The organism is Reinekea blandensis MED297, from assembly GCF_000153185.1.
Taxonomy (GTDB): Bacteria; Pseudomonadota; Gammaproteobacteria; order Pseudomonadales; family Natronospirillaceae; genus Reinekea; species Reinekea blandensis.
On the sequence record NZ_CH724154.1, the window covers coordinates 123,233 to 135,786 of the forward strand.

Sequence of the window (12,554 nt, forward strand, 5' to 3'; positions counted from 1 at the left end):
TAACTATGCTGATAATTCCAGCCATCGATTTAAAAGACGGCCAATGCGTCAGACTGCTGCAGGGGCGGATGGAAGACGCGACCGTGTTCGGATCGGATCCGGTCGATATGGCGACCCGGTGGGTCGATGCCGGCTGCCGCCGGTTGCACCTGGTGGATCTGAATGGTGCGTTTGAAGGCACCCCGATCCACGCCGACGTAGTCACGAGAATCGCCGAAAAATACCCCGATCTTCCGGTCCAGATTGGCGGCGGTATCCGCTCGTTGGAAACCCTGGAACACTATGTTCGTGCGGGGGTGTCCTGGTGCATCATTGGTACCCGTGCGGTGCAGGAGCCTGAGTTCGTTCGGGAGGCCTGTAAGGCGTTTCCCGGCAAAATCATCGTGGGGATTGATGCCAAAGACGGCCTGGTAGCCACCGAAGGCTGGGCTGAAGTAAGCACGGTGAAAGCCACGGACTTAGCCGCCCAGTTTGCCAATGACGGTGTCAGCGCCATTGTTTATACCGACATCAGCCGTGACGGCATGATGCAAGGTGTCAACTGGCAGGCAACCGCCGACGTCGCGCAGGCGGGTGGTATTCCGGTCATTGCCTCAGGCGGTGTCACTAACATGGCAGACGTTGAAGCCCTCTGCCAGCATCAGGGCAGTGGCATTGTGGGTGCCATTACCGGTCGGGCGATCTATGAAGGGTCTCTCGATCTGAGCACCGCGCAGCAGTTTTGCGACGATCAACAGTCTTCCTGAGGAACCGGTATGCCATTAGCAAAACGCATCATTCCCTGCCTGGATGTCGATCAGGGCCGCGTGGTCAAAGGGGTCAACTTCGTCAACATCCGCGACGCCGGCGACCCGGTTGAAGTCGCCAAACGCTACAACGAACAAGGTGCCGATGAGATCACCATGCTGGATATCACCGCGACCCACGAAGGCCGCGGCACCATGCTGGAGACCGTCAGTGCCATAGCCGGGCAGGTCTTCATCCCGCTGACCGTTGGTGGCGGCATTCGTACGGTCGATGATATCCGTGCAATGCTGAACGCCGGGGCCGATAAAGTCTCGATCAACTCCGCCGCCATTTTCAATCCGGACTTCGTCAAACAAGCATCAGAGCGCTTCGGTGCACAATGCATTGTGGTGGCCATTGATGCCAAGCGCGTGGACGATCATTGGGAGATATTCACCCATGGTGGCCGCAAACCAACGGGTATTGACGCTGTTGGCTGGGCTCGCAAAATGGAAGCCTACGGGGCTGGAGAAATCCTGTTAACGAGTATGGATCGGGACGGAGTCAAATCCGGCTTCGACCTGGAACTGACCCGCGCGGTGGCCGACGCCGTCACCATTCCGGTCATTGCCAGTGGTGGAGTCGGGACTCTGGAACATTTGGCTGAGGGTATTAATCAGGGTCATGCCGACGCCGTGTTGGCCGCCAGCATTTTCCATTTCGGTGAGTTCAGTATCGCGCAGGCGAAAGAACACATGCACAGCCGAGATATCGAAATGCGGCTTTAACGACCCCGCCCGGATTCGGCTTTCGGATTCCGGGCACTTTCTCAACGACTCTTTCAGATCACCCCAGCTTAAGATCCGCCATCGCACCCAAAAGTCCATTCTGCCGAAACGCACGGCGCACCAACGCAATTTTCAGTTTCTGCAGCGGGAAACGATTCCCCCCAGGCACAAAACGTCTCACCGCCTTCTGTCGATACACATCCATTTGAAGACACCAGGGAGCCGAACGAACCGCTTGTCGATTCAGTAACAACTGCAAAGCCTGCCCGCCAATTAAAGACGCGGCCATCTGCGTACCCAAGATGGAACTCGGACCGTTCTTGTCCTGAATGCTTACCCTGGAAAAGTCCATATAAGGCCGGTGTAAGCCCGCAGGAGACAAGCCCACCAAAAACTTAATCACCTGTTCGGCCGATGAGTCTTCTGCCCGAAAATCATAAAATCGATCAAAACTCAGTCCGCGGTCTGGCAAAAAAACCTGCAAGGTCCCGGAAAATCCCAGGGGGGCTGCGGTCATGGCCGGAATGCCGGTGTCAGACGCCGCTTTGAACAAGGCCCTGCGTGCGGTTAAAGCAAAGAAATCTAACCCATCCAAGACCAGTGATGCACCTGCGACAAAGTCTGACGCATTGTCTCGGCTAACAGGCTGGTTAACGATCTCTATCTGAGCTTCGGGGTTAATCTGCCATATGCGCTCGGCAACGGCCTCGGCTTTATTCTGCCCAACCGTGGTCAGAGTGGCACCCAACTGACGGTTAAAATTAGCGACATCGAAAGTGTCCGGGTCACAGAGCCGGAAACGACCAACCCCCAATCGGGCCAGGGTTTCAGCAACGGTGCTGCCAATCCCTCCACAGCCCGGGATGACCACTAACTGAGTTAGCAGACGCTGTTGTTCGTGATCTGATATCAGGCCACGATTGCGGCTAAACGCCTTATCCGTTGAAAAGCTCATCACACAGCCTCCGCTTCAGGTAAGTAATCCATAACAGGGCGGTTCTGGGCGGTTTCACAGACCATCAGACTGACGGGCACCTCAATCTGACCGTCCAGCGTGATGACCGTTGAGGCCATCACGCGGCCGCTAAACATACGTCGATAGTAATTAACCAAACGATCATTGAAGTACAGCACAAAGGCATCGGCATCCAACTGTTGAACCATATGCAAAAACAAGTTGGTCGACGTTCTGCGCAACAATGCGGATTGATACCGGGGGGACATCATAAATCGCCAGCCGTTTGCCAACCGATGTTTGCGCCTCAGAAACACCAGATCCCGCTCGAAGTGCCGTAACACCGGCATGCCCTCGTCACCGTCCCGGGTCACCGAAAAGCTGCCCGCCAGATGTCCACTTTTATGACGGATCAGAACGGTTCGTGTCTGGTGACTGTCGTCAAAGTTCGGGTCTCGAGCGACCTCCATAGCACGTTGCGGCGACACATCACCTTCAGCGGCCAGGTTCGCTGCCGCCAGTCGCTGGACGTCATACATGGTTTGTGATTCCTGAGCGGGATCGATGATCTGAAACTGGAAGTCTTGAAGAGTATTCGGAATAGAAGTGTTCACTAAAGTCGGCACAGGCTTTTCTCCATTGGTTAGCTTCGTCAAAACTAGCCAGAAATTTGCGACGCATTGATCAAAAAAGCGTCAAAATCACTAACCAATCACAAAATTTAAGCTTTCCGGAAGTTTTTTTTGACAGGCATCACCGACTGACAGCTGTTCGGTTTTTCGCCCGGCAGGCTACCCTTCAAAATCGCGCCTGCCGGCCTGATTTCAGAGCGATTTCGTAAGTAATTTTCATCCAGACCGTGATTAGCCTGTTAAATAGCAAGCAAGCCCTCTAAAATGTCGTAAAGTTTCGGTTTTCAGCTGGCTCGCTGTAACTTAGTTACAGTTAATCGAGATCAAATTGGTCTCAGCCACATGAACTACAATGCGAGACAATTAACATTGAGAGGTGGGTTCAACATGATTCAGAAGATTGGTGTTCTGACCAGTGGTGGCGACGCGCCAGGCATGAATGCCGCAGTTCGCGCCGTTGTGCGTACAGCACTGTCCAGAGACATTGAGGTGTATGGCATCTATGACGGCTATCTCGGCCTTCATCAGAATCGCATCAAAAAGCTTGAACGTCATGACGTGTCCGACAAGGTCAACCGCGGCGGTACCTTTTTAGGCTCAGCACGATTCCCTGAATTTAAAGAAGAGTCCGTGCGTCAGGTTGCCATTGAAAACCTGAAAAAACACGGCATCGAAGCGCTGGTCGTGGTTGGCGGTGACGGCTCCTACATGGGTGCCAAAAAACTGACCGAAATGGGTTTCCCTTGTATCGGTTTGCCGGGCACCATCGATAATGACATCGCCGGTACGGACTATACCATTGGCTTCCACACCGCTTTAAACACCGTGTTGGATGCAATTGACCGCCTGCGTGATACCTGTTCTTCACACAATCGAATTTCGGTCGTCGAAATCATGGGTCGTTACTGTGGCGATCTGACTATGATGGCGGCTCTGGGTGGCGGTGCTGAGTACACCATTGTTCCTGAAAAAGGGTTCGATGAAGCTGAGCTGGTACAAACCATCGGTAAAGCGGTCGAAAACGGTAAGAAACATGCCATTATCGCCATTACTGAGCACGTCACTGACGTTAACTCACTGGCGAAAATGATTGAAGACCGCACCGGTCTCGAAACCCGCGCCACCATTCTTGGTCACACCCAAAGAGGCGGTGCACCGGTGGCCTTTGACCGCGTACTGGCCAGTGAAATGGGTGCCTTTGCCGTTCAACTGCTGGAGCAGGGCGAAGGCGGTCGCTGCGTCGGTGTTCAAAGTAACAAACTGGTGCATCACGACATCATTGATGCCATCGAGAACATGTCACGACCGTTCAATCAGAACATTTACGAGCTGACGAAAACGCTTGCCTAATGTCTCCGCCGTCGACCTCGGTCGACGGCCTGTTCCTTTCCAATCAATCAGTCACTGACTTTCTCCATCTCATTTCGAATCATCAACGTCGATATTTGCAATCCGACAATCGATCTGCATAATTCCCGCCCGTCACCTTCTTACGACCCTTCTGATTTTTTTCGTCTAAAAACTCAATTTTTCAGACAAAAACATCATCAAAATTCAGCGTAATTTCGCCATAAAAAAGTGTTCGCTGCACAGCGTAAATTCGTCGAGTTAGAACGAAGAAAATCTGGAATAAAATACCCCGAAGACGGTTTTAAGTTGACCCATATCAAGAGACTATACACTTACAAGACGATAATACTCTCAAACAGATTTTCGGAGGTGGTTGAACGCGTTTCAACACAAGAAAAGCCGCGCTAAATCAATCATTTATTCAGGTTACGCAGCGGCCGTTCTCTTGATACAAATCAACGTGTTGAGCGCAGAATGAGGTAGTCTGGTATCACTCTCTCCGGTATGGGTAAAACCATTAGCCACCGGTTTTCGGGGGGAAGCGATATCTCAGGTTGTGTTGGCCTTTAAGTCTTGTGCCGAATCTCCAGTCGTTCGCAGGACATCGCTTAACCCCGACCCTTTTTTCCTATCTCATCTCGACCGCTTTCAAAACCATCTACAATTCATTTTAAATTTTTCAAAAACGAAGCGGAGTTTAACTCTATGTATAAAGAAAAAGCTGGTGACACCATTCAGGCGAAAGCAGATCCATGGGCAGGTTTTACAACCGGCGCCTGGACTGAAACTGTTGATGTCCGCGATTTCATCCAGAAGAACTACACCCCTTATGAAGGTGATGCTACTTTCCTGGCTGATGCAACGGCCCGTACAAAAGAAGTTTGGGCAAAAGTCCTTGAGCTGATGAAAGAAGAGCAGCGTCTGCAAGGTCCTCTGGATTTTGACACCGACCTGCCGAGCACCATCACCTCTCACCCGGCCGGTTACATCGATCAAGACCTCGAGCGCATCGTGGGTCTGCAAACCGATAAGCCACTCAAGCGCGGTATGATTCCAAACGGTGGCATCCGTATGGTTGAAGCGTCTTGTGAAGCTTATGGCCGTGAACTGGATCCAACGGTTAACAAGATTTTCAGCGAGTACCGTAAAACTCACAATGCCGGCGTTTTCGATGCTTATACGCCTGACATGCTGAAGTGCCGAAAAGCTGGTGTTATTACCGGCCTGCCAGATGCATACGGTCGTGGTCGTATCATTGGTGACTACCGTCGAGTCGCTCTGTACGGTGTGGATCGTCTGATCGAAGACAAAAAAGCACAGAAAGCGTCATTGAACAACGAAGTGATGAGCGAAGACGTGATTCGTCTGCGCGAAGAAATCTCTGAACAGATCCGTGCACTGCAAGATCTGGTTACCATGGCGGCGAGCTACGGTTTCGACATCACCAAACCGGCTCAAAACACCGTTGAAGCGGTTCAGTGGACTTACTTTGCTTACCTGGCTGCGGTTAAGAGCCAGAACGGCGCTGCCATGAGCTTTGGCCGCGTTTCAACGTTCCTCGACATCTACGCCGAGCGTGACATGGCGGCTGGTGAGTTGACCGAAGAGCAAGCTCAAGAGCTGATCGACGACCTCGTGATCAAACTGCGTATGGTTCGCTTCCTGCGGACGCCTGACTACGATGCACTGTTCTCTGGTGATCCAACCTGGGTGACTGAGTCTATCGGTGGTATGGGTGAAGACGGTCGTTCACTGGTCACTAAGAGCAGCTTCCGTATTCTGAACACGCTGTACACTCTGGGTGCGGCGCCTGAGCCAAACCTGACCGTACTGTGGTCTGAAAAACTGCCACAAGGCTTCAAAGACTTCTGTTCAAAAGTGTCCATCGACACCAGCTCGATTCAGTATGAAAACGATGATCTGATGATCGGCAAGTTCGGTGACGACTACGGCATCGCCTGCTGTGTATCGGCCATGCGCATCGGTAAGCAAATGCAGTTCTTCGGTGCTCGCTGTAACCTGGCGAAAACCATGCTGTACGGTATCAACGGTGGTATGGACGAGAAGATCGGCCTGCAGGTTGGTCCTAAGAAAGACGTTCTGGCCGACGAGTACCTTGACTTCGACACCGTCTGGGAACGTTTCGACGAATACATGCAGTGGGTCTCTGGCATTTACGTTAACTCACTGAATGTCATTCACTACATGCACGATAAGTACTCCTATGAAGCGGCTCAGATGGCGCTGCACGATCGGGATGTTTATCGCACCATGGCGTGTGGTATTGCCGGACTGTCAGTTGTTGCTGACTCACTGAGCGCAATTAAGTACGCGAAAGTGAAAGCCATTCGTAACGAAGACGGCTACGTAGTCGATTTCGAAACCGAAGGCGATTATCCGAAGTTTGGTAACAACGACGACCGCGTAGATGAAATGGCGCAGAAGATCGTGTCTCGTTTCATGGACCTGGTCCGCGAAACGCCAACTTACCGCAATGCAACGCCAACTCAGTCAATTCTGACCATTACCTCCAACGTGGTTTATGGTAAGAAAACCGGTAATACTCCGGACGGTCGTAAAGCCGGCGAGCCGTTTGCACCGGGTGCGAACCCAATGCACGGCCGTGACGAAAACGGTGCCCTGGCCTCTCTGTTGAGTGTCGCTAAACTGCCATATGACGATGCAGAAGACGGTATTTCTTACACCATGTCTCTGGTCCCGGATTCTCTGGGTAAAAACGAAGATGGCAAGGTGAAGAACTTAACCGGCATGCTCGATGGTTACTTCGGCTCCTCCGGTCACCACATTAACGTGAACGTGTTGAACCGTGAAATGCTGCAGGATGCGATGGAACATCCGGAAGAGTATCCACAGCTGACCATCCGGGTTTCCGGATACGCGGTGAACTTCGTGAAACTGACTCGCGAACAGCAGATGGATGTCATCAGCCGAACGTTCCACAGTCAGGTTTAACTCATCGTTCAATGAACGAACATAAAGGGCGCTTCGGCGCCCTTTTTTTTGCCAATGGTATTACAGACAGATGGACAGAATGATCTATGCTGTAGGTTTCAACCACCGCGGATTGCTCAGCCTACAATGTCGTCATCGACCCAGTCACATCACAAACCCCGCCTGCTCACCTGGCTTCGTTGGGCTGTTGTTCTGACAACACTTGTGGTGCTGTTGTTTGTCGGCCATCTTCTCGACCTAACCCAGCAAAAAAGCGAGTTTGAGCATTACAGCACGCAGCTGAACGCCGAAGTGACGTCATTACAGTTGCAATTGATCCAACAGCTGCGCCCTCTGGATGAACGCTATCGTCCCCTCTTATACCCCGAAGACCTTGCCGCTGACCTCCCCCCGGAGTTTTCAGTGCAGAATATCCGGGTGGCCTATCAGGATGGGACCTACCGGCAGTTAAACCGCGGCAACCCTCATCAGCAATACCGGGTTACCTTTGACGATACCGACGCCGTCTCTGCGACCATCCTGTTAACCCAGGATCGCATCTGGCAAACCTATTTCCTCGCTGGACTGGAACAGGACATTCTGCTCTGGCCGAACAAGGAAGCCCCCGACCTGTTTACCATCAGCTTATTTCTACCGGACAGTCGGCAACTTATCCTGCTCGATCTGGGCTGGCAGAGCCTGTTACCTGACAGCGCATTCGACGCCGTTGCATTGCAGTTTGATGATCAGGCTCCGATCCAGCTCAACGGCACCGTTGCAAATTCAGTATTGGAATCATCCAACCCACTCACGACTCATTGGCAAGTCCGCCAGATGCCAACGAAAGCTTACTGGGCGCTGGTTTTACCCTTGGTTGGGTTATCCCTGGTTGCCGTCGTGTTAATCCGTTTCTATCAATTGCATCAACGAGTCGAAGAACACAAGATCGACCAGCAGGAAAAGCTCTTTGACCACCTGAGCGACGAATTTAACCTGTTAATGTTGGTGACAGATACCGACGGTACTGTTGTCTGGAAGCGCGGACAACTGTCCGCAGATCTAAAAGAACTCCGCTTACGTGAAGGCGACTCACTCCGTCAGGCCTGGAAGCACGCGCCGAAAGCGCTCACCTACTTCCAACACACTGTGAGTGGCGAAACCCGCAGCTTTGAAATTGAAATCGATTATTTCCGGTTACAGGTTCACCAATGGCCGAACCTTTCGCCTCAGGGACATATTACCGGTCTGACGCTGAGTATTCAGGACATTACCGAACAGCGGCTGCTGGAAGAGCAAATCCGCCATGAGCAACATCACGACGCGCTGACGGGTCTGCCCAATCGGCAACTGTTTCAGGAACAACTCCATCATGAGCTGCATCGCTGTCGCCGACGCGAAGAAAACCTGGCTGTCGTTGCCCTGGAGGTGAGTGGTATCGGACAAATCAACAGCGTGCATGGCGATGCTTTCAGTGATCAGCTGCTGCGCCGGATTGCCGGTGAGCTTACCAAAGCGCTGCGTGAGGAAGATTCACTCTGTCGTTATTCCAATGATGAGTTTTTAATGGTCATCAGTGATTTTCAGACGCCCGAAGCTCTGCACGCACTGGCAAAACGGCTCATCAAACTGGCCTCTACCCGTTACCAGATTGATGATCATTACGTCGCCTTATATGCCAATGTTGGTATTGCCACCTTTCCCTCTGACGCGCGTGACGAAGGCAGCCTGATTACCTGCGCCATTACGGCGATGCGTCATGCCCGGCAAACCGGTCGCAACACGCTGGATTATTTTTCCGAAGAAAGCGCTCGGCGCGCTCAGGAAAAATGGCACCTGGAGCGACAAATGACCGAAGCCCTTGCCGCTCACGACTTTCAACTGCATTACCAACCCATTTTTGATCTGGACAGTAACCGTTGCATTGCCGCCGAAGCGTTACTGCGCTGGCCATCGACACAGCTTGCTCCGGACCAGTTCATACCGGTGGCTGAAGAAACCGGCTTGATTCACCCGATGGGCAACTGGATTCTCAGTACCGCGGTACGACAATGGGCACAATGGCATGACGAAGGCCGGGAGCTGACGTACCTGTCTGTCAACATCAGCGTACTGCAGCTTCAACAACCAGGCTTTATAGATCAGGCGATTTCCCTGACCAAACAGTATCACCTGCCGCCGGGCCGACTGGTTCTGGAAATTACCGAATCAATCCTGCTGCAAACGTCGCCGAACGTTCTGAGCCAGATTAACCGACTGCGGCAGGCAGGTTATCGGCTTGCGATCGATGACTTCGGAACCGGATTTTCATCTCTGAACTATCTGAAACAGTTGCCAATAGACTACCTCAAAGTCGACCGGAGCTTCGTCGAGGGTATCATTGAAAACAATCAGGACTCCGCCATTTACCGTGCCATTGTCGACATGGCGATGGCGATGGACATCGAAATCGTGGCGGAAGGCGTTGAAACCCCGCAACAAATGCTCTGGTTAAAGCAACAGGGCGTGACCTTTGCTCAGGGTTATTTCTACACTCAGGCCCTGCCACCAGAAAAGTTTACCCTGTACCTGAATGCTCAATCTGAAGCGCGCTGATCTGGGGCAATACGTGAGCTTGTAATTTTGTTACATTACGCCCTGTTAGGCGCAAGTGGTCTTTGATGAGGCTAAGCCACCCATCAAACAACAACGACCAACCTGCAGCCGGAGAACCCGGTCGCCAACTGCGCATCAACTTAAGCCTCGTTAAGGTATGTCATGCAAGATCGAATTCCCGTACTGAACGTCCCCAAATACCACGCTGATGAACTGCTCGGACGTATCCATTCGTTTGAGAGTTTTGGCACCGTGGACGGTCCGGGTACTCGTTTTGTTGTTTTTCTGCAGGGCTGCCTTTTCCGCTGTAAGTACTGTCATAACCGCGATACCTGGGATCTGGACGGCGGAGATCTCTACTCCGTAACCGATATGGTGGAAAAAATCCTGCCCTTTGCCCGCTTTATGGACGCCAGCGGCGGTGGTGTGACCGTGACGGGCGGCGAACCAGTGCTACAGGCACCTTATGTGGCCCTGCTGTTTGAAAAGCTTCAACAACACGGCATCCACACCTGTCTGGACACCAATGGCTATGTCGGCGTGTACAGCGACGAAGTGCATCAAATGATCGATCACACCGATCTGGTCATGCTCGACATCAAGCACATCGACGACCACAAACACCACTTACTGGTCGGTGTATCCAATCAGCGGACGCTGCGATTTGCCCGGCACCTTGCCGATATCGGCAAAAAAACCCGGGCGCGTTACGTCGTTGTGCCGGGTTACTCGGACGAGCCCGATGACGTTCATGCCCTGGCCCAGTTTCTGGCTCCGATGGAAAATATCGAGCACGTTGAGCTGCTGCCGTATCACAACCTGGGGACGCACAAATGGAAAGCGATGGGGCTGGAGTATCCGCTGGAAGGTCTGCAACCGCCGTCAACCGAATCGATGGACGAAATCGAGGGCATATTCCGCAGCTATGGCCTGGAAATTATCCGTTAAAACAGCGTAAAAAGATCAAGATCAGTGTTTCTTTCCTGAAAAGTCCGTAAAATCCCGCGCCTTTAAAATTACAGCAACGTTCAAAAATGGCCAAAGACGCCATTGAACCTTTCTTATTCAGGAGACGTCATGACACTATCAAGCAGTTCCCGGGATGGGTTTTCCAGCCGACTGGGCATCATCGCTGCCGCCGCTGGTTCGGCCATCGGACTGGGTAATATCTGGAAATTCCCCTACATCACCGGTGAATATGGTGGCGCGGCCTTTATTCTGGTGTATCTGATCTGCATTGCGTTAATTGGTCTGCCGATCATGCTGTCCGAGTTCATCATCGGACGCAAAGCCCAAAAGAACGCCATTGGCGCCTTCAAAGACGAAGCTCCCGGTACACAATGGGCATTGACCGGTGTGCTCGGCCTGACCACGGCTTTCATTATTCTGTCGTTCTACAGCGTGGTCGCTGGCTGGACACTGCATTATGTTGGCTTATCCGTAACCGGCAGTTTTAAAACGGCCGCCACGGCTGATCTTGGTGGTCAGTTTGGCGCATTCATCGCTAACCCATGGTTGCCCATTTTCTGGCAAGCCGTCTTCATGGCCCTGACAGTCGCTGTGGTATTCGGCGGCGTTAAAAACGGGATTGAACGCTACTCAAAAATCCTGATGCCGCTGCTGCTGGTTATCCTGGTCATTCTTGCGGTTCGCTCAATGACGCTGGAAGGCGCATCTGAAGGCATTCGCTTCCTGTTTCAGCCTGACTTCAGCAAACTGAACATTGATGCGGTACTTGCGGCCATGGGACATGCGTTTTTCAGCCTGTCGCTGGGGATGGGCACCATGATCACCTACGGATCTTACATCGGTAAGCAGGAAAACCTTGGCTCAACGGCATTACAGGTCAGCGTCGCCGATACGGTCATCGCCCTGATTGCCGGTCTGGCCATTTTCCCGGCCGTATTTGCCTTTTCCATCGAACCGTCTTCGGGTCCGGGCCTGGTCTTCATCACCCTGCCAAATGTTTTCTCGCAAATGGCCTTCGGCTCGTTCTTTGCGGTGCTGTTTTTTGCATTATTAGCGGTAGCCGCACTGACGTCGGCCATTTCTATTCTGGAAGTGGTCGTTGCCTATCTGGATGAAGAGTTCGGCTGGAGTCGGAAAAAATCCACGCTTATTGTGGCGATTTCCATCACCATTGTGGGCGCCATTCTGTCTCAAGGTAACGGTGCCTGGGGCGGTCTGAAACTGCCGTTCCTGCTCGGCGGAGAATGGAAGTCGATGAACATCTTCGACTGGTTCGTCACCCTCTCAGACCAGCTACTGCCAATCGGCGGGTTCTTCATCGCCATCTTTGTGGGTTGGAAACTTGGCGACAAAGCCGTACTGGATGAACTGTCAAACGGCGGCCGATTGAAAATCGGCTATTTCAAAGTACTGAAAGTCGTGCTGAGGTTCATTGCTCCCTTGGCCATTGCGTTCGTCTTTTTGTCTTCGATTTTCGGCTTCTTCGCCTGATCAACCTTGGGGTGGGCGCAACGCGCCTGCCCTCATTCTGTCATATTACAACCTTACAGTGAGCGGTTCTGATGATTCACAGGCTCACAGTAAGGAAAG

General features: G+C 52.4%; 9 protein-coding genes. 7 read left to right on the forward strand and 2 right to left on the reverse strand.

What is annotated here, in order from left to right:
• Positions 1-5: 5 nt before the first annotated feature.
• Positions 6-746: a 1-(5-phosphoribosyl)-5-[(5-phosphoribosylamino)methylideneamino]imidazole-4-carboxamide isomerase gene (hisA, locus tag MED297_RS18140; RefSeq protein ID WP_008047542.1), complete on the forward strand. Its 741-nt coding sequence runs from the start codon at positions 6-8 to the stop codon at positions 744-746.
• Between the two features lie 9 nt (positions 747-755).
• Positions 756-1,514: an imidazole glycerol phosphate synthase subunit HisF gene (hisF, locus tag MED297_RS18145; protein WP_008047546.1), complete on the forward strand. Its 759-nt coding sequence runs from the start codon at positions 756-758 to the stop codon at positions 1,512-1,514.
• Positions 1,515-1,572: 58 nt separating this feature from the next.
• Here the strand turns inward: hisF and MED297_RS18150 are convergent, their stop codons facing one another.
• Together MED297_RS18150 and MED297_RS18155 are read right to left on the reverse strand one after the other, a co-directional pair.
• A complete protein-coding gene (locus MED297_RS18150) occupies positions 1,573-2,469 on the reverse strand; it encodes a ThiF family adenylyltransferase (protein WP_008047548.1) in 897 nt (298 codons plus the stop codon).
• Positions 2,469-3,095 carry an N-acyl amino acid synthase FeeM domain-containing protein gene (locus tag MED297_RS18155; RefSeq protein WP_040557610.1) on the reverse strand — a complete coding sequence of 209 codons (627 nt, stop codon included), beginning with the start codon at positions 3,093-3,095 and terminating at the stop codon, positions 2,469-2,471. The genes MED297_RS18150 and MED297_RS18155 overlap by 1 nt, the downstream gene beginning before the upstream one ends.
• Positions 3,096-3,488: 393 nt before the next feature.
• Here MED297_RS18155 and pfkA point away from each other — a divergent pair, with 393 nt between their 5' ends.
• The 5 genes from pfkA to MED297_RS18180 all read left to right on the forward strand — a co-directional run bounded on the left by pfkA (position 3,489) and on the right by MED297_RS18180 (position 12,455).
• Complete coding sequence (pfkA, locus tag MED297_RS18160; protein WP_008047551.1) at positions 3,489-4,451, forward strand: 6-phosphofructokinase; 963 nt, start codon at positions 3,489-3,491, stop codon at positions 4,449-4,451.
• A gap of 705 nt (positions 4,452-5,156) precedes the next feature.
• On the forward strand, positions 5,157-7,424 hold the full coding sequence (gene pflB / locus MED297_RS18165; protein ID WP_008047553.1) for a formate C-acetyltransferase: 2,268 nt from the start codon (positions 5,157-5,159) through the stop codon (positions 7,422-7,424).
• Positions 7,425-7,550: 126 nt separating this feature from the next.
• Positions 7,551-9,995, forward strand: coding sequence for a putative bifunctional diguanylate cyclase/phosphodiesterase (locus MED297_RS21590; RefSeq protein WP_008047555.1), 2,445 nt, complete (start codon positions 7,551-7,553; stop codon positions 9,993-9,995).
• 162 nt (positions 9,996-10,157) lie between these two features.
• Positions 10,158-10,943 carry a pyruvate formate-lyase-activating protein gene (pflA, locus tag MED297_RS18175; protein ID WP_008047556.1) on the forward strand — a complete coding sequence of 262 codons (786 nt, stop codon included), beginning with the start codon at positions 10,158-10,160 and terminating at the stop codon, positions 10,941-10,943.
• 129 nt (positions 10,944-11,072) lie between these two features.
• On the forward strand, positions 11,073-12,455 hold the full coding sequence (locus MED297_RS18180; protein ID WP_008047558.1) for a sodium-dependent transporter: 1,383 nt from the start codon (positions 11,073-11,075) through the stop codon (positions 12,453-12,455).
• Positions 12,456-12,554 lie beyond the last annotated feature (99 nt).

Excerpts from the sequence above, each read along its gene's own strand:
- hisA (WP_008047542.1), top strand. The coding sequence starts at position 6 with ATGCTGATAATTCCAGCCATCGATTTAAAAGACGGCCAATGCGTCAGA.
- hisF (WP_008047546.1), top strand. The coding sequence starts at position 756 with ATGCCATTAGCAAAACGCATCATTCCCTGCCTGGATGTCGATCAGGGC.
- MED297_RS18150 (WP_008047548.1), bottom strand. The coding sequence starts at position 2,469 with ATGAGCTTTTCAACGGATAAGGCGTTTAGCCGCAATCGTGGCCTGATA.
- pfkA (WP_008047551.1), top strand. The coding sequence starts at position 3,489 with ATGATTCAGAAGATTGGTGTTCTGACCAGTGGTGGCGACGCGCCAGGC.
- pflB (WP_008047553.1), top strand. The coding sequence starts at position 5,157 with ATGTATAAAGAAAAAGCTGGTGACACCATTCAGGCGAAAGCAGATCCA.
- MED297_RS21590 (WP_008047555.1), top strand. The coding sequence starts at position 7,551 with ATGTCGTCATCGACCCAGTCACATCACAAACCCCGCCTGCTCACCTGG.
- pflA (WP_008047556.1), top strand. The coding sequence starts at position 10,158 with ATGCAAGATCGAATTCCCGTACTGAACGTCCCCAAATACCACGCTGAT.
- MED297_RS18180 (WP_008047558.1), top strand. The coding sequence starts at position 11,073 with ATGACACTATCAAGCAGTTCCCGGGATGGGTTTTCCAGCCGACTGGGC.